The sequence below is a fragment of the Bartonella sp. AD328YNZD genome (assembly GCF_042196425.1).
In genome coordinates this window covers 1-18,094 of record NZ_JBHIQG010000004.1, presented here as the reverse complement: position 1 = coordinate 18,094, position 18,094 = coordinate 1, and the positions used below count along the sequence as shown (strand labels likewise).

Annotated in this window: 11 protein-coding genes and 1 tRNA gene; 6 read left to right on the top strand and 6 right to left on the bottom strand. The window is 35.3% G+C overall.

Features of this window, described 5'->3' with window-relative positions; genetic code table 11:
* Window positions 1-467: 467 nt before the first annotated feature.
* Window positions 468-1,688 carry an MFS transporter gene (locus ACFIO3_RS00550; RefSeq protein WP_375606938.1) on the top strand — a complete coding sequence of 407 codons (1,221 nt, stop codon included), beginning with the start codon at window positions 468-470 and terminating at the stop codon, window positions 1,686-1,688.
* Between the two features lie 872 nt (window positions 1,689-2,560).
* Here ACFIO3_RS00550 and carA read toward each other — a convergent pair.
* Window positions 2,561-3,757, bottom strand: coding sequence for a glutamine-hydrolyzing carbamoyl-phosphate synthase small subunit (gene carA, locus ACFIO3_RS00545; RefSeq protein ID WP_375615070.1), 1,197 nt, complete (start codon window positions 3,755-3,757; stop codon window positions 2,561-2,563).
* A gap of 258 nt (window positions 3,758-4,015) precedes the next feature.
* On the opposite strand from carA, the gene ACFIO3_RS00540 reads away from it, so the two are divergent.
* On the top strand, window positions 4,016-4,468 hold the full coding sequence (locus ACFIO3_RS00540; protein ID WP_375609255.1) for a GatB/YqeY domain-containing protein: 453 nt from the start codon (window positions 4,016-4,018) through the stop codon (window positions 4,466-4,468).
* Between the two features lie 673 nt (window positions 4,469-5,141).
* Here the strand turns inward: ACFIO3_RS00540 and ubiC are convergent.
* The 4 genes from ubiC to ACFIO3_RS00520 all read right to left on the bottom strand — a co-directional run bounded on the left by ubiC (window position 5,142) and on the right by ACFIO3_RS00520 (window position 10,901).
* Complete coding sequence (gene ubiC, locus ACFIO3_RS00535; protein ID WP_375606941.1) at window positions 5,142-5,648, bottom strand: chorismate lyase; 507 nt, start codon at window positions 5,646-5,648, stop codon at window positions 5,142-5,144.
* A gap of 1,153 nt (window positions 5,649-6,801) precedes the next feature.
* The gene (locus tag ACFIO3_RS00530; RefSeq protein ID WP_375606942.1) at window positions 6,802-7,053 is read right to left on the bottom strand and encodes a GlsB/YeaQ/YmgE family stress response membrane protein; all 252 of its coding nucleotides are present in this window, start codon (window positions 7,051-7,053) and stop codon (window positions 6,802-6,804) included.
* An 869-nt stretch (window positions 7,054-7,922) separates the two neighbouring features.
* Window positions 7,923-9,614, bottom strand: a complete 1,692-nt coding sequence (locus ACFIO3_RS00525) for a Na/Pi cotransporter family protein (protein ID WP_375704009.1) — start codon at window positions 9,612-9,614, stop codon at window positions 7,923-7,925.
* A 69-nt stretch (window positions 9,615-9,683) separates the two neighbouring features.
* Complete coding sequence (locus ACFIO3_RS00520) at window positions 9,684-10,901, bottom strand: mechanosensitive ion channel family protein (protein ID WP_375606944.1); 1,218 nt, start codon at window positions 10,899-10,901, stop codon at window positions 9,684-9,686.
* A gap of 134 nt (window positions 10,902-11,035) precedes the next feature.
* On the opposite strand from ACFIO3_RS00520, the gene dnaG reads away from it, so the two are divergent.
* From dnaG to ACFIO3_RS00505, 3 genes are all read left to right on the top strand, one after another.
* Entirely contained in the window at window positions 11,036-12,973 is a 1,938-nt protein-coding gene (gene dnaG, locus ACFIO3_RS00515) for a DNA primase (protein WP_375704008.1), read from the top strand.
* Between the two features lie 353 nt (window positions 12,974-13,326).
* Window positions 13,327-15,342 carry an RNA polymerase sigma factor RpoD gene (rpoD, locus tag ACFIO3_RS00510; protein ID WP_375606946.1) on the top strand — a complete coding sequence of 672 codons (2,016 nt, stop codon included), beginning with the start codon at window positions 13,327-13,329 and terminating at the stop codon, window positions 15,340-15,342.
* A gap of 604 nt (window positions 15,343-15,946) precedes the next feature.
* Entirely contained in the window at window positions 15,947-16,408 is a 462-nt protein-coding gene (locus tag ACFIO3_RS00505; RefSeq protein WP_375606947.1) for a YcgN family cysteine cluster protein, read from the top strand.
* 28 nt (window positions 16,409-16,436) lie between these two features.
* Here ACFIO3_RS00505 and ACFIO3_RS00500 read toward each other — a convergent pair whose 3' ends face one another.
* Window positions 16,437-17,174 (bottom strand): SIMPL domain-containing protein, encoded by a 738-nt coding sequence (locus tag ACFIO3_RS00500; RefSeq protein WP_375606948.1) that lies wholly within the window; start codon window positions 17,172-17,174, stop codon window positions 16,437-16,439.
* 181 nt (window positions 17,175-17,355) lie between these two features.
* On the opposite strand from ACFIO3_RS00500, the gene ACFIO3_RS00495 reads away from it, so the two are divergent.
* Window positions 17,356-17,432 (top strand) — tRNA-Ile (locus ACFIO3_RS00495).
* The last annotated feature ends 662 nt before the right edge of the window (window positions 17,433-18,094 follow it).

Genomic DNA, 18,094 nt, shown 5'->3' with positions numbered 1-18,094 from the left:
ACTGTAATAATAACATATAATCTTGATTTATTCAATAAATATAAACAATTTTTACAGTATTAATATATTTTTACTATGATTATTAAAGTTTTAAATGATTATATGGTATTGATGTATCTAATAGAGTTTATGTTTTAAAAATTAGCAGTATGATAAGTGATAATAATGTATTATAAAATTAATCATAATATCTCCAAAGTTATTTTAATACTCTATGTTTTACTATTAATTATTCATGATTTATTATCATAAATATTTTTTCATTTAATATAAAAGATATTCTTATATTTTTATAATGATATATCAAGTAAAAAATAATTTTATATTTTTATCTTGACTCTTTTTGTAATTTTTACTTTGTTATTATATTATATGTAAAAAATATACGGTATAGAATACTTTTAAAAGGAAAAGGGAGTTAAAATAGAGCGGGGGAGTCATTGTATGCGTAAAGTAGTGTGTATGTTATGCAAGACCAAATGCTCAATCCGAAATTTGTTCAGCGTGGGCTCATTTTAGTGTTCATCACTTTATTGTTAGATATTCTTTGTATTGCGATCATTTGTCCTGTTTTGCCTGAATATTTTTCTCAGTTAACTGGAAAAGATGTCAGTGCATCTTTTGTAGAAAGAGGAAAATTACTTGCTGCTTACTCAGTGATGCAGTTTTTGTTTGCTCCTGTTATTGGTAATCTCTCTGATCGTTATGGTCGTCGTCCTATTTTGCTTGTCTCTATTATCTGCTTTGCTCTTGATAATCTCATATGTGCTATAGCATGGAGCTATTCTATGTTATTTATCGGGCGTCTTTTATCGGGGATAAGTGGCGCTAGTTTTGCAACTTGTACAGCTTATCTTGCCGATATATCCGATGATAAAACCCGTACGCGCAATTTTGGTCTGTTAGGCGTTGCATCCGCATTGGGGTTTATTTTAGGATCGTTTATTGGTGGTTTTTTAGGTCAGTTTGGTCCGCGTATTCCGTTTTATTTTGCTGCTGGTTTTTCACTCATTAATTTTATTTTTTCTTGGGCTATGATTCCAGAAACTCTTTCTTTATGGAATAGGCGCTTTTTTGATATTAAGCGGGCAAATCCCTTAGGTGCTTTTTGGCACCTGAAACAATATCCGATGGTTCTTTGGGTATTATTGGTCTTTTTTCTTTATTGGTTTGCGGAATCTGTATGGTTAAGCATTTGGGCGTTCATTGCAAAAGAACGCTATGATTGGAGTTCTTTTTCTATTGGGATCTCCTATAGTGTTTTTGGAATAGGCCAATTTATTGTAGTCGCTCTCATTTTGCCTTATTTTTCTAAACGATGGAGTGATTGGCATATTGTTATAGTGGGGCTTTTGTTTGCCTCCGTTGCTATGCTGGGCTATACATTTGCGACGCAGGGGTGGATGGTTTATATGGTTTGTGCGTGCACAATGCTTGAATATCTTGTTCAGGCACCTATACGTGCTATTGCTTCAGCGCAGGTACCAACAAATGTACAAGGAGAACTGCAAGGAGCAATGACATCTGTTATTTCGTTAAGTTTAATATTTGGTTCTGTTTTTTATGTGTTTCTCTTTGAATGTTTTACAGATAAAAATGCACTGTTTTATTTTTCTGGTGCTCCTTTTATAGGAGGTTTTTTGCTTCTTGTCATTGCAACGGTCATTTTTGCCTTGCGGGTACGTTAATGTGTTGAGAGGGGCTGGTATGTACTATTTTGCTAGAGAATGCACAAGATAAACAAAATGTATCATTTTATAGGCAGAAAGTTTTTTGTGTTATTTGTTTCACAAAGTGTTGTATAAAATATCGATATATCCTTTTCATTTAGTGAAAATAGTTTTTTTTATTTTGTCATATTGTTTGTATAGGGGAGCCCGTATTTTTTCTATTGCTTGCAAATTAATATTCAGTGCTAATGCAGCAGCATATTGAAAACAAAGATTAAAATGTATCTGAGTTAGATGTATCAGTATTGTATGAACAATTCCAAATTTTATAGGGCAAATTGGAAGTAAAATATTGCTTATATTTGTTGGCATTACTTCTAAAATCAAAAGAAAACCTCATTTTGGAAGAATATAAAGTTGTAAAATTGAAAAGATTTTTTCTGTTTTGCTATTACTTTTTTATTCGGCTTTACAGTTTTCAAAACCATCTACGGCAATATCTTTTAAAAAGTAGAGATTTGTTGCATTGCCTCACAATTTAATTTTTTTATTCTTTAGTAGGAATTATACTTCTCATGCACAATATAATTCTTAAAATTGTATTGTGAATCCAATATTTATTTGAAGGTTAGACACTTTACTCTTTTTAAAAATAGTTTTTATCGACACACTTATCTTGCTTGGGGGGGGAAAAGCCAATGATTTTGATGGATACGACCTTAAGAGAAGAGGAATGAGAAAAATTTAAGCTATTCAGTGCGCTCTTTTTAGTTTCAGAATGATAAATAAGAATATTTATTCAATAAGTTGTAGGTATAAAAATAATATAATTGTGCGTAGGAAGATAATATAATTTAAAGGAGAGAAGCTAAAAGGTGAGGCTTTTTATTTTAAGATATTTTTTTATAATTCATAATGAGATCACTAAAATGCTGAAAGAGGTAGTGGCTATCTTGTGGTCCCGGAGAAGCTTCGGGGTGGTATTGAACAGAAAAAACAGGTTTTCCAATGATTCGAATACCACAGTTTGAACCATCAAAGAGAGAAATATGTGTTTCTTGAACATGTTGTGGTAAAGAGGTAGAATCTACGGCAAAACCGTGATTCATCGATACAATCTCAACTTTTCCAGTGTTAAGGTCTTTAACTGGGTGGTTGGCACCATGATGTCCTTGGTGCATTTTCACGGTCTTTGCACCAACCGTAAGAGCGAGAAGTTGATGACCAAGACATATTCCAAAAACTGGTAAATTATGATCAATTAATGTTTTGATTGTTGGAACGGCATATTGAGCCGTAGCTGCGGGGTCTCCTGGTCCATTAGAAAGAAAAACGCCATCAGGGTTCATTGCCAGAATTTCTTTTGCAGTTGTGTGGGCAGGTACAACAGTAATGCGGGCTTTTTGTGTTGCCATAAGGCGAAGAATATTGCGTTTAATACCATAGTCAATGGCAATGATATGAAGATTGTGCACATTGTTTGTACCGTATCCTTTATTCCAACTCCATGTTTTTTCATCCCATTGCATTGATGATTGAGATGTCACATCTTTCGTAAGGTCAAGATTGACGAGACCATGCCATTTTTGCGCACGCCTCTTTAAAGAAGGAATATCAAAATTTCCATTAGCATCATGTGCAATGACAGCATTTTGTGCACCTTTTTCACGAATAAGAATTGTGAGCGCACGTGTGTCAATACCACAAAGTGCAATAATTTTACGCGTTTTAAGCCATTGATTAAGATTTTCATTGGCACGGTAATTTGAGGGATTTGTAATGTCTGCCTTGAAAATAGCGCCAACAGCACCATGACAATTGAGAGGAGAGAGATCTTCAATATCTTCGCTATTTGCCCCTACATTTCCTATATGAGGAAAAGTAAAATTAACGATTTGTTGTGTGTATGACGGGTCGGTGAGGATTTCTTCATAGCCTGTGATGGCGGTGTTAAAACACACTTCAGCTTCAGCGATACCTGTAGCACCTGCTCCTTTACCTTCAATAATGGTTCCATCTGCTAAGACTAAGAGGGCTGTAGGTTTTTTGATACTCCAAGGGTGGCTGGGTGAAGTTGTTTGTATCATAGTATGTATCCACAATTTATTCCCTGAAAGGTATAATGATCAACTTTACACAAAAATCATACCTTTAACAGATGCTGTGTATATTATTCTGGTAACGTTTCGCTTGAAGTAGGCAGTATAAGTACATTCAATGAAGAGGTAAAGTCTTGTTTTAGCTTTTCGAAGATCGAGTCCTTAATTATTTTTTTATCCTCCATTGCAAGATGGATAAAGATTGGTTAAAAGGCATCTTCTTCTTGAACAAAATTGGATAAACTTATGTTGCGTAACCAGATTGATGGGGCTCTTAGGGCTGCTTTGAAAGCGCAAGATAGTGCGCGTCTTGCTACACTTCGTTTAATGAATGCTGCAGTTAGGGATCGTGATATCCTTTATTATGATGAAGGGAAGCTAGAAGTGGATGATCAGCAGATACAGTCTGTTTTCACTAAAATGCTTCAACAGCGTGAAGAATTGATGCGAGCCTATAAAGAGTCTGGTTGCTTGGAATTGGCAGAGAGAGGACAAGCAGAAATAGAAGTTATTCGTGAATTTCTTCCCTATCAACTTAAGGAGATGGAAGTAGAACAAGTTCTTTGTGAAGCTTTGGCACAAACAAAGGCTGAAAAATTACGCGATATCGGTAAGGTGATGGCATGGCTTAAGGAACGGTATGCGGGGCAAATGAATTTTTCTAAAGTGTGCAATAGTCTTCGTAAGAAATTGCAATAAATCTTGTTAATTCAAGGGGATTGGAAAATATTTTTTATTGTGCGTCGCCTTTGTAAGTTAGTAGGATGTTAATAAATTTCATTTATTTTGTACACACATACTATTATCAAAAAAATAACTTTTTGATATCAACTAAACTTTTTAGGCTCTCATAGAGCAATGAAACATCTTTTATGTATTATATTTTCTGTTTTTCAAAGCTTTTAGACCATTAAAAAAAAATATTATAGAGTTTTTACTTTTTTAAAAAGATCTATTGTCAGCACTGTTAAAAATTTCAAAATAGGATGATTAAGCTAATTGATACAGATTTCCAATTTTGGAGAGTGTATTATTGTCTTTTTTGCTGTTTCAAAGCATTTTTTTGATAAAGAGTTTCCGTATTTTAGAGTGGTGATTATTCAGCAAGAAATTTAAATATAGATGGTTTTATCAATATGGTGTGTATCTTTTTAATTCAAGTACTGGTTTTAATGATAAGAAAATCAAAACTTTAAAACGTTTTTTCTAGGGAAGAGATTTTTAAGTTGAGTTTATGAAATAAAAAGATCTTTTGAAAAGAAGCCTTTGTTTGTAATGTGTTCTTGAGATAATTTTGAAATTCTTTTCTCTGATTAAATCCCTTATAAGCTATATAAAATCTATAAATTATGCAGAATCAAATGAGTAACCTCTATTTGTGGGGATACAGTGGTGAATCTGTTAAAAATAGTTCAGTTAGCAACAATGGCTTATCCGTTAACCGCAAGCGGGAACGACGTGCCCATAGCGCACCTTGTTGACCAATATGAATGTAATCGCGGGTTAATTTGTCATTGTTAAATAAATAATGTCCTAGAGGTACAGTTCCCAAATGCATTAAGGCTTGATTGTGTAGGAGGGTTTCTTGTGGAATTACAGTGCGTCCAAGGAGCCAAGGTTTATTATCTCCCATTAATATGACTTCACGTAGCCAATAACGCGCACTTTCGGGGATATGCTCTGCTTCTTCTGTTAATTTATCTCGCGTAATAAAACATTCGCGTTGTGGTTGAACTTGGAGGCAGGTACAATATTTCTTCAATCGAAGCGTCATTGAGCCCGATTCCATGAGCCAATTGCGAACGTTTTCTGGTATTGGAGGACTTTGATCAGAAAACCACTTTAGAGGTGGTAAGATGGAATCTTCAAGATAAGACATCGTTTTACTCCACAGCTAAAGTCTTATTCCATATGTTATGTTGGGTTAAATAGATAGCTCTATTGTAATACAAGGAGTATAAAAGCAGCAAGATTTTAACAGGAAGATATCAAAGGGAAAATCGAAAGCAAAGGTCTTTAAAAGAAGATATGCAGGAAGTATATATTATAGGATTATTTTCATTTAAAAAAGTAAAATAAAGTATTATGTTTTGTTCAAGGCGCTTTCACAATGTGTTACGGAAATTTCTTTATCGCATGAGAGCAATGGGAAAAATGTTTCGTGCTTTAAAATTCGTTTGTAACACATATAAAGAAGAGCTAAAAATTCATCTATGCAAGATGATATAAAGAGGAAGTTTTAAGAGGAACAAAACTTTATTTTATACTTTAGAAAGTGAAGAGATATTCAAATCTTTTGAATTGAGATGTAAAGGTGATCGTATTCTTTATAATAAAGAAGTTTATATTAATGCATATATTTTTATAAAATTTAAAATATATTATATTGTTAAAATTTTGAAATATTACATCACATAATATGTAGTAATTCTATAATAAAGTTATATTAATATTATTCATGTTTACTTATATATTTTTATTATTAAAAATAAATTAAAAACAAATCATAATTTAAGTGTTATATTTATTTTAGATACTATTTTATTTCACAGATTAGGAAAAATTTCTTTATCATTTTGTTCTTGCCATCTCTCTTTATTTCTTAAGATGCAAAAAAGCTCTTCGAGTTTTTCGGTAAAAAGGGTATTGTTGATAAAGTGTATAGGTATTAAGCATTATACGGTAGAATCTTTAATCATCGTTAGTGATTTTTGTAACCTTATGAATTGTTATTACAGTGAGATAAGCTGGATTTGCGCACGTGGTACAAAAATAAGTTCGTATTTCGTTAAAGTAACGCAACATATCTTTCCTGATATGCGTAAGTTTATATAGGTATGAAATGGTGCGTTATAAAGTTCTTTACTGCATTTGGTTTTATAATACGGTGATGGTGTATGCCTAAAATCGCAGCTTAAGCATCTCACCATCATATCAAAATTGGTAACAACAAGTTACAAGGGAATATTTCAAACTCTGCTAGTTGTTTCCTAGTTTTGTATTGAATCCCCAAAAGTGTAAAAATAGATACTCTATGATCGAATTTTTTCTCCTATCCATATAAGAATACAGGCTCCTATAAAACCTGAAATAAGATAGCCAAGCCAACCAGCAAAACTTACACCTAAAAGACTAAAAAGAAAGCTCGCTAGCGCAGCGCCAATAATCCCTAAGATAATATTTAATAATATTCCTGTTTGGCTTTTCATAATATATTGTGCAGCCCAACCTGCAATCCCGCCGATAATAATAGCTGCAATCCAACCGATGTTTGCATTTTCCATGATACCCTCCTTTGCCTGAATTTAAATTGTAACTAGAGTAAACTTTGTAAAAATCAAGGTTTATTCTTTTTTTACCCAGTGGAAAGGATATTTCTGTTAGAGATTTTACTTATTAATTTCCTTTATATTAAAATAATACTCACATTTATATTATATATAATACTTAATAAGTATAAATTATATAATACATTTTAATTTATAAACAAATTAATTAATTGAGAAATATGAATAAAAGAAGAAAATATTAGTGAAAATGTTTTAAGAATTCATAAAGTGTATTTATAAGCTTTTTAAGCTCTCTTTTACATTTAAAAGACAATTGTGATTAAAGTAATAAGTAAAATGGATATTTAAAAGTTTGGAGCTTGCCAATTGATATCAATGATGTTTAAAATGAAAACTGTTTCGTTGACAGGTTATAGCGTGGCTGTATAGGTTGAACCTCTACCAATCTTGATATAAACATTGCATTTTTGTGGGGTTTTGTATTCCTTATAGAGTATTTCTGTTTCGTTGCTACTGTGAAGCGGTTCCCTTTTTACAAGGTGGGTTTAGATTGCAACTGTCATGCTCTTGACCATCTCTTTATGTTTTGAACAGTTTTGGCTTTGAGATGGTTAGGTATTTTGACGTCTTTCTTCAAGAGTTCTATTCTATATGCCACTTTGTTTGTAATGTGCAAGCAAATGACTTTGAGGAATTCATCATGAGTAGATTTTAAATGGAAGAAATTTACGATGAAGAAAATTCATTTAAAATGTCAAATAGATAAAATATTTTTACTAAATTGATATTTTGATCAAGGTATTTGAATGTTCAAAATTTAATGATAGATGAGATGCATTTCTTATTCAAGTTATTTTAAAATTTTAAGATTTTTCTGTTTGTTCTTCAACAGGGTTGCGTAGACGAGAACTTTGAAGAAGTCCCTGTTCTTCTAAAATGGGGTAGATCATTGAGGTCAAAAGAGAGTTGATTTGTTTGAGGTCGCGCACAGTGTCAAGATGAAGACTGGATGATTCTACATTTTTGAGATCCCCTTCACGCAGACGTTTAAAATGTTTTAAACTCATCTCTTTTTCTAAGTTTCGTAGTTGATCTTTTTTTTGTACCAATAGGTGTGCAGTGTGTGTATCACGTGAGACGAGAACGTTAAATGCTATATGCGCGTTGGCTAGTACAATGGCGTGGAAACGAAGGAGGTCACTCCAGCCCTCGCTGCTGAACTGTAAACCTTTTTGTTGTTTCTTTTTAACCAGCATCAACATATTGTGAATAATGATATCGCCTGCTTGGTCTAATTTTATACAGGCACCTAGAAGTTCTTGCGTTTGAAGAGCTTCTTCGTCAGATAATTTTTGTCCCGCTAATCGTGCAAGATAAAGTTTGATGGCGATATGTTTTTTGTCCAATATGGTGTTGAGTTGGTTGAGTTCACGAATAATATTGGGATTAGGCTTTTCATAAAGTCCCATAATTTTTTCTAGCATGATGTCTACAAGATCACAAATATGAATGACTTCACGCATGACATTCGAGAGGGCGAGAGTTGGGCGTTCAAGAACACTATCATCAAGAGCTGTTTGATCGGATAAATTGAGCGTTTTATCGGTTTGCGTTTTTTTTGCACTTATATTCACGATCTGAGTGGTTAATTTTAAAACCCACTTTGAAAGAGGTATTCCAGCAAGGAGAATGAAAACATTAAAAATGATATGGGCATTAATCACTTGAGTAGGGGCGTTATTGCCAAGCCATGTGATGGGTGGTTGAAAGGAGAGAAATAAGATAAGTATAAGGATTGACCCTGCTCCACGCATGAGTAAATTTCCTAAGGGAACGAGGCGAGTATTAGGAGAGGCGTTGCGCGTTAAAAGTGGTGCTATAAGAGAAGAGCCAAAGTTGACACCAAGAACCATGACAACACAGAGTTGCGTATGGATAAGATCGTAATTGGCAAAATTGACCAGCAAAATGATTCCTGCAATAGATGAATGTAAGAGGTAGGTTAAGCCAGCAGCCAACAAAAAAGTGGAAACAGGATCGGTTGAAAGATAACGAATGATGCTAGGCAAAATTTCGCTTTCACGTAAAGGCTCTGTCGCTGTACTTATCATTTCTAAAGATAAAATCAAAAGACCAATACCGATGATAATACGTCCTATTTGACGCCATTCACGTTTTTCTGTTGTCATGAAGATACAAGTGCCAATTAAAAGACAAAGGGGCACCACAAGTGTGAGATCATAGGTTAGGATTTTTACAACGATTGCTGATCCTAATTCTCCTCCGCGTACAGCCATAAGTCCTGCTACTCCAGAGACAAAACCAGATTCAACGAAAGAGCCAACGAGGAGTGTTATTGCTGTAGAGCTTTGTAAAATCATTGCTGTAAAAAGCCCAAAACTTACGGCAAACAATGGTTTTGAAACGACGTGGCACATTTTATATTTAAGTCTGTCACCATAGGCGCGTTCAACTCCTGTGCGCACCATGCGTGTGGACCAGAGAAGTAAAGAAATAGCGCCGGCAAGATGAAGGAGTACCAATGAACCATTCATGATACTTTATTCTTTCTTTGTTGTTGTGAATGTGGTTGCCTCAAATTAATAAATTGAAGTTTATTGTTTTTATTTTACTTTTGCTTTTAATACTTGATTAAAATCATAACCGCTTGGATTTTGAAAAACCTTTAGACCGAAACAGGGCAGAATGGAATAAAGGTGATCAAAGATATCGCCTTGAATTTGTTCATAGTCTATCCAAACGGTGGTGTTCGTAAAGCAATAGATTTCTAAAGGTAAACCATTTTCTGTAGGAGGTAATTGTCGTGCCATGAGGGTCATATTAGGATTGATGTTTAGATGCTGTTGTAGATAAGCAAAAACATAAGCACGAAAAGTTCCAATGTTGGTTAAACGGCGTGTATTGGCTAAGACATCATGATTTTTATCTAATTGAGCATTCCATTGATCAATTTCTGCTACTTTTTGCGTGAAATAATTTTCTAATAAATTAAATCGGGAAAGATATTTTTGTTCTTCTTTTGTGAGAAAATGGATACTTGATTGATCAATAAAAAGAGAGCGTTTGATGCGTCTTCCACCCGATTCTTGCATTCCACGCCAATTTTTAAAAGGGTCGGTCACAAGTTTACGGATAGGAACTGAGGTGATGGTGTTGTCGAAATTTTGAACTTTAACAGTATGCAAGGCAATTTCAATAACATCACCATCGGCACCGAGATTGGGGATTTCAATCCAATCCCCAACACGCACCATATCAGTGGATGAAATTTGAATACCGGCAACGAGAGAAAGAAGCGTATCTTGAAAAATTAACATGAGAACCGCGGCCATTGCACCAAGACCGGAGAAGAGAATAAGAGGGGAGCGGTCAATTAATGTAGCGACCATTAAAATTGTTGCAACAGCAAAAAGTGCAATTTTAGCAATTTGAATATAACCTTTTATTGGTTTTAGTCGTGCTGTTGGTCGTTGTTCGTAAAGGATGTTAATGACATTGAGACAGGAAGAAATTGTCAGGACGACAAAGAAGATAATGAAGGCGTTGGCAACATTACCGATGACAGTGCTAAATGCATCGGGCAATGTTGAGATAAAATTAACACCAATTGAAAGAATAAAAGCTGAAATGATATCCGCTATGTATTGAATAGCATTATTAATATCGATCGTTGTATTTTTTGGGAGAAAAGAAGAGAGTTTTTTTGCTCCGTGAATAAGTAATTTTCGTCCTAGAAAGTTCACTAAAAGGGCAGCTATAGTAAGAATAACAAGCCAAGAAATAGCCTCTAACCACGGATATTGAGCAATAAATTCGATCACTTTTTATTCTCCATTTCTAAAAATATATGCAGTTGAGGGTTTAAAATTTTACAACTGCTTAAGAGGAAGTATTGGAATTATGCTCTAAAGTCGTTAAATATGCAAAAAAGAATTTTTAAACTCTGTGAGAGATAATGCGTTTTCCGCCCGATTTCCTTAATGAACTGCGTACGAGACTCCCAATTTCAACAGTAATTGGTCAACGGGTGGATTTTGATCCTCGAAAAAGTAAGCCTTCACGGGGAGACTTTTGGTGTTGTTGTCCATTTCATGGTGAAAAAACGCCAAGTTTTCATTGTGATGATCATAAAGGGCGCTATTATTGTTTTGGTTGTGGTGTAAGTGGAGATATTTTTACCTTTTTGTGTGAGCTTGATGGACTGCACTTTTCAGAAAGTGTAGAGCGTTTGGCTGATTTTGCGGGAATGAAACTCCCTATTTTGGATTCACAAAGTCATCAGCGTCAACTGGAAAAAACTGACCTTTATGATGTGATGAAAATTGCTACAGATTTTTTTCAATATAATTTACGCGATAAAGGAGGTATGCAAGCACGTCGTTATCTGGATGCACGTGGTGTTACACCAGAGCTTGTAGAGCGTTTCCGCATTGGTTTTGCACCGGTAAGGCGTACAGCTTTGAAAGAAGCTTTGAGTGCACAGGGCATTTCAATAAAGCAAATGGAAGAATGTGGGCTTCTCTCAGTGCATGAGGAGAGCGCGGATTCTTATGACCGATTTAGAAATCGCATTATGTTTCCTATCGAAGATTTGCGCGGACGTGTGGTGGCTTTCGGAGGGCGTGCATTAGAGAAAGATACACGAGCAAAATATCTCAATAGCCCTGAAACAGTGCTGTTTCATAAAGGAAATATACTTTATAACGCGGCAGCAGCTCGCAAAAATAGTCGCTTTGTTGGCGATGAGAAAATTCATTCACTCCTTGTTGTTGAGGGGTATATGGATGTTATTGCATTAACTAAAGCTGGTTTTGAAGGAGTTGTAGCACCCTTAGGGACAGCATTAACGGAAGCGCAAATTGAGCTTTTATGGCAGATGGGGAAGGAGCCTATTTTGTGTTTTGATGGTGATGATGCGGGTTTAAAAGCTGCTTTTCGTGTTGCTGATCGTGTGTTGCCTCTTTTAAAGGCTGGGGTTTGTGTACGCTTTGTTTTGTTGCCACAAGGGAAAGATCCTGATGAAATTGTTTGTGCTGGTGGAGCACAGCTTTTTTCTTCTTTTTTGCAAAAAGCTATTCCTTTGAGTGAGCTTTTATGGTGGCGTGCTACCTCTGGAAAGCATTTTGAAATTCCAGAGGCACGAGCAGCGCTAGAAAAACAACTAAAACAACAAATTTTTACGATTAAGGATGAAGATGTCCGTCGTTATTATTTGCAAGATATAAAAAAACGCCTTTTTGATTTTTTTCGTCCCTCTTTTTCAAAACAAAAGGGGGAAGGGCGATATGGTCAATCTTCACCAAATAGGACCTTTAAAGATCAAACCTTTTCTCTGTTAGCAAATTCTGAAATAGTACGAAACTCTTCGCAATCTATCCCTTTGCGTGAAGCAGTGATTTTACTTACTTTAGCTTACTATCCTGAGTTGTGGTATGAAAATTTTGAAATTCTTTCTGAGTTAGAATTAAAAAATACTCAATTGATAATTTTTCATCAAGCCATGTTGGAAATTCTTGGGGACCAACAGCTTCATGATAAAGAGACGATGGTTGCATTCTTAGAAAAAAGAGGACAAAAGGCTCTGTTAGAGCGTATGAAATATCTTGTGCAAAATATTGGTATGCGTATTATTCTTGGTGGATCTCCTATAGAAGATGCACGTGCTATATTAAAACAAGCTGTCTACTTGCATCTTCAAGAACACCACCTACATAAGAGGTTACAGGATATTGAAGAGCAACTTGTAGAAAATCCTAAGAGTGAGGTTTTTGATCTGCTTCGTGAGGTAAAAAATGAGCTGGAGCAGATGCAGGCAACAGAAGCGTTAATTGAAGGATTTGGAAGTTGGTTGGATGAAAAAATAGACGGGAATACACAAGATACGATAAAATGATTCGCTTTTTTAATGCGAATCAGTCACTTAAATTTTAGATGAGGAAGTTTATGTGGAGTGACATTCTTATAAAGATGACAATTAAATTTTAGGAAAAGCGGGCAAATTTTAGGAAAAGCGGGAAATTGGTTCTTACGATAGGGTACAGAGATTATCTCAGAAGGACTGAGAGGTGTCGGGGAAACTTCTGGAGTTTTCCCGCGTTTTTGGCTGAATGACAAGGTGTATACAAAATGTATTCTTTCTAATAGTAATCTCTTAAGAAATATATATAAGAAACTATTGGGTGATTGAAGTGAGAACAAAAAAGCTGGTCACATAGAAACTATGGCGTGATCGAGTGGAGTTATGGTATGGCAACAAAGGTTAAACAGAAAGATAATGCAGAAGTAAAAAGCCAAGCGAGTTTAGATGGCCCTCTTCTTGATTTTTCTGATGATGCCATCAAGAAAATGATTAAACTTGCCAAAAAAAATGGTTACGTAACGATGGATGAACTCAATGCAGTTCTTCCTTCTGACGAGGTTACATCCGAACAAATTGAAGATATCTTGGCGATGTTCTCTGAGATGGGGGTTAATGTTGTGGATGATGAGGATGAAGTTGAGTCTGAAAATTATGAAGAAGAAGTTACGGTAGAGGGGGGGGATTTAGTAGAAGCCTCTAGCCACGCAATTGCAACGACAACGAATAAACGCGAAGTAACAGATCGCACCGATGATCCGGTGCGTATGTATTTGCGTGAGATGGGAGCTGTTGAGCTTCTTTCGCGGGAAGGCGAAATTGCCATTGCTAAGCGTATTGAAGCAGGCCGTGAGACAATGATTGCGGGACTTTGTGAGAGTCCTTTGACTTTTCAGGCTCTTATTATCTGGCGTGACGAGTTAAAAGAGCAGCGTATTCTTCTTCGTGAAATTATTGATCTTGAAACGACTTATGCTGGTCCAGAAGCAAAGCAGGCTCCTGTTATTGAGCGAAGTGAAGTTGATAAGACAGTAGAAGAAAAAATGTCTTCTGGTATACGTAATATGGGGGAGAGCGCAGGAGAGAGAAACATTGAAGACGATGATGAAGAAGACGAGGACGATGTTAACTTATCGCTTGCTGCAATGGAAAATGAACTTTGTCCTCAAGTTATGGAAACATTGGATTTTATTGCTCAAACCTATGTAAAATTACGAAAATTACAAGATCAGCATGTTGAAAGCAGTTTGGCAGAGCGTAAAGAGGGGGCACTTACATCTTCTCAGAAGAAGAAATATATTCAATTAAAGGGTGAGTTGATTCAAGCAGTAAAATCTCTTTCTTTAAACCAAAATCGTATCGAAGCTTTAGTTGAACAGCTTTATGACATTAATAAGAGATTGATTCATAATGAAGGTAAGCTGAAACGGATTGCCAATAGCTATGGCATTGGCCATGAGGATTTTTTAAAAGAATACCAAGGGCGTGAATTGGACGCGGATTGGATGAATTATATTGCTGCTTTGCCTACACCTGGTTGGAAAGAGTTTTCGGTGCGTGAAGCAAAAGAAATCCATAAACTGCGAAGTGAGATACAAAATCTTGCGCAAGAAACGGCTATTTCGATTGGTGAATTTCGTCGGATTGTTATGCAGGTGCAGAAAGGTGAACGCGAATCAACAATTGCGAAAAAAGAGATGGTAGAATCTAATTTGCGTCTTGTCATTTCAATTGCAAAAAAATACACCAATCGTGGTTTGCAGTTTCTTGATCTTATTCAAGAGGGCAATATCGGTTTGATGAAGGCTGTGGATAAGTTTGAATATCGGCGCGGTTACAAGTTTTCAACTTATGCGACATGGTGGATTCGTCAGGCTATTACACGTTCAATTGCTGATCAGGCACGTACAATTCGTATCCCTGTTCATATGATTGAAACAATTAATAAAATCGTTCGTACCTCGCGTCAGATTCTCCATGAAATTGGACGAGAACCAACACCAGAAGAATTGTCTAGCAAGCTTTCTATGCCGTTAGAAAAAGTACGAAAAGTTCTTAAAATTGCAAAAGAGCCTATTTCACTCGAAACGCCTGTTGGTGATGAAGATGATTCCCATTTGGGTGATTTTATTGAGGATAGGAATGCGTTATTACCAATTGATGCTGCTATCCAAGCTAATCTGCGAGATACGACAACACGCGTTCTTGCTTCATTAACACCGCGGGAAGAGCGTGTTTTGCGTATGCGTTTTGGAATAGGGATGAATACAGATCACACGTTGGAAGAAGTAGGACAACAATTTTCAGTTACAAGAGAGCGTATTCGTCAGATCGAAGCAAAGGCACTTCGTAAATTAAAACATCCTAGCCGTTCACGAAAATTGCGCAGTTTTCTCGATTCTTAAATAAAGGAATTCGTGTGCATTTTAATAGCTTCCTTCTTCTTCTTCTTAATGAAGGGGGGAGGTGCTTCATGTTGTACTTGGATACTTTTTTGAGAAAAACATAGGAAGAATTTGAATAATCTAGAAAGTTTACGATGTTTAATGTTTTTCTTATCTTTGGGGCTTTATACTATCTCAATAGATATAGGGCAAAGGGTGGTTATGGAGTAAAGAGTAGGGGGGCTTTCAAAAAATGAACGATAAAACACTACCTTGCGTATAGCACGGCTCGTTTTTTAAGAAATGAGATCTATTAGGAATAAACTTATATTGCAACATACGGACTTTTTGATGAAAATGTATATTCTTTGCGGAATTTTTCTATCATTTTAGGTGACGCATTTTATTCTTCGTTAAGTTTACAAAAAGATGTTTTAATAGGTTACGTTCATTTATATACGCTATTTTTTGAATATTCTCTTTTTATTCAGATGGATTTTAAGAACATGGTTTAAACTATACATTGAGTTTAATCTTTTTAAGAGACAAAAATAGATGAAATTATAGAAATTAAATGTTTCATTTTTTATAGATCGTCTTAATTTAAAAAGGTGTATCTGAGTTTATGAGTGAAGAACTTCCCTTTTGGAAAGTAAAAAAATTAGAAGAGATTTCCATTTCTGAGTGGGAGAGCCTTTGTGATGGCTGTGGCCGTTGTTGTCTCCATAAAGTTGAGGACGACGATACGGGTGACCTTTATGCAACCAGTATTGCTTGTCGTCTTTTAGATGGGGAAACCTGCAGGTGTCGAGATTATGCTCATCGTAAATCAATTGTACCAGATTGTATATCGCTAGACATTACAACAGTTAAAACAGCCTGTTGGCTTCCAGAAAGTTGTGCTTATAGATTAATTTACGAGGGAAAAGATCTTCATTGGTGGCATCCATTGGTATCAGGAGATTGTCAGACGGTACATATCGCGCGTATTTCTGCACGCGAACAGATAGAGATTTACGAAGACGAATTATTATCTGAGGAAGATTATCTTTATCACATTACTGGTCTTCTACGTGAAGGCCAGTAATGTGATTTTTTATACAACAGTTGGTGACTTAATCGATCGCAAAGACTACAGTGACACTCACATTATAATTTAATTCACCACCTGCAAAATTTGTATTTGCGTAGCTTGCATCTGCTGCTCTACTCATGAGACGTGGTGCTGGATGGTAGTAATCATCCTTTTCATTGATTTCAATAATTTTTCCTAATTTTAAATCGGCAGCTTGTGCTATCGTTTGCGCTTTTTCAATGGCTTCAGTAATGGCTTTTTTACGTGCTTCTTGATAAAATGGCTTTGTATCTGCGTTGGTAAAAGTAATGCCGTTAACTGAATTAACACCTAGTGTCATCGCTTGATCAAAGATTTTACCAGCATTGGTAAGATCACGAATGCGCACGGTTAAAGAATTTGAAACATGATAGAGTTTTTCATTATTCTTTTTTTCGTGGTGGTTATCAGAGGTCGACTGATAAATGGATAAGCCTGATGTTTGCAAATCATTTGCTTGGATACCATTGTTTTTAAAAGCTTTTATAATATCATTGATGGATTGATTATTAGAAGCTAATGCCTTTTGGGCAGTTTTGTCATAGGTAACAACGGCTAGATTAATAATGGCCATATCCGGTGCTGCTTGACTTTCTCCGGTTGCAGTCACTGTGATTGTTGCATTTTTTATTTTGTTTGCTTCAGCATGCACAGTCAATGAAGTGGTTAAGAGTGTGAATGCTAATATAGCTGTTTTAACCAGAGACCCCTTCAGTGGTTGAATTTTCTTTTTTATCATATCTATTCCTTTAATATTTATCAGTTTATTACTTTCTCATTTTTGAGAGTTTTTGTAAAGAAATTAGAGCACTGGAAAAAAAACCAATAGAAAAGAGAAAAAAAGAGAAAAAGATGGGTTATAATCTTTGTCAGCTCTTGTATCATAGGGCATTTTAGTTTAGAGAGAAACAACCTATGTAGGGCCTGTAGCTCAATTGGTTAGAGCCAGCGGCTCATAACCGCTTGGTTGGGGGTTCGAGTCCCTCCGGGCCCACCAATAGGGAAATGTCCAATAGAAAAATAGATCGCTTAAAAGTTTTGAGATTCTACCTTTTTCGTTTTTTATTTATTTTCCTGTTTTTTTAGAATCTTTTAGTCGTTGTTTGTTGCAGTTTTTTCTCTCAGTCGCTTTAATATGATGGTATGTTTTCTTAGTTTCATCAAAGAAGTTCTCTCACTTGCAACCTTTTAGCATTTGGATTAACTGATATGTGTCCTATTTACTTTTTTAATTCATATACTGTTTTATAATTTTTCTGTATGGTGTTCTTCATAAAATAGAAGGCTAAAAGCTTCATTGGATAAGTTTATTTATACTTGTTCTGCAAATAAATAGACCTCAATAAAACCAATTTTAAAGATTGTACCTGTTCAGAACAAATGGCTCAAAAAAATTTAGTGTAAATTTGCTTTTTTCTAAGTGATGTTAATGTCTTTTAGACGTTCGAATAGCATCATCGTGATGAAAGGTTAGTGTATAAGAGAATGTGATCTATGGGCATTCATATGTATCATGGGGGCAACGATGATAACATTTGTTGATATTTTCTTTTTCACAAGAAAGGAATTCTATTTGATATTTTGAGAAATATTGTTCATAGTGACGGTGGCGTATTCTCTGAAAGAATTTTATTAATTATTCTTTGAAAAATCAATTGA

Bases quoted from the DNA above. Each gene is read 5' to 3' on its own strand.
- ACFIO3_RS00540 (WP_375609255.1), top strand. From the start codon at position 4,016: ATGTTGCGTAACCAGATTGATGGGGCTCTTAGGGCTGCTTTGAAAGCG.
- ACFIO3_RS00505 (WP_375606947.1), top strand. From the start codon at position 15,947: ATGAGTGAAGAACTTCCCTTTTGGAAAGTAAAAAAATTAGAAGAGATT.
- ACFIO3_RS00530 (WP_375606942.1), bottom strand. From the start codon at position 7,053: ATGGAAAATGCAAACATCGGTTGGATTGCAGCTATTATTATCGGCGGG.
- dnaG (WP_375704008.1), top strand. From the start codon at position 11,036: ATGCGTTTTCCGCCCGATTTCCTTAATGAACTGCGTACGAGACTCCCA.
- ACFIO3_RS00500 (WP_375606948.1), bottom strand. From the start codon at position 17,174: ATGATAAAAAAGAAAATTCAACCACTGAAGGGGTCTCTGGTTAAAACA.
- carA (WP_375615070.1), bottom strand. From the start codon at position 3,757: ATGATACAAACAACTTCACCCAGCCACCCTTGGAGTATCAAAAAACCT.
- ubiC (WP_375606941.1), bottom strand. From the start codon at position 5,648: ATGTCTTATCTTGAAGATTCCATCTTACCACCTCTAAAGTGGTTTTCT.
- rpoD (WP_375606946.1), top strand. From the start codon at position 13,327: ATGGCAACAAAGGTTAAACAGAAAGATAATGCAGAAGTAAAAAGCCAA.
- ACFIO3_RS00525 (WP_375704009.1), bottom strand. From the start codon at position 9,614: ATGAATGGTTCATTGGTACTCCTTCATCTTGCCGGCGCTATTTCTTTA.
- ACFIO3_RS00550 (WP_375606938.1), top strand. From the start codon at position 468: ATGCAAGACCAAATGCTCAATCCGAAATTTGTTCAGCGTGGGCTCATT.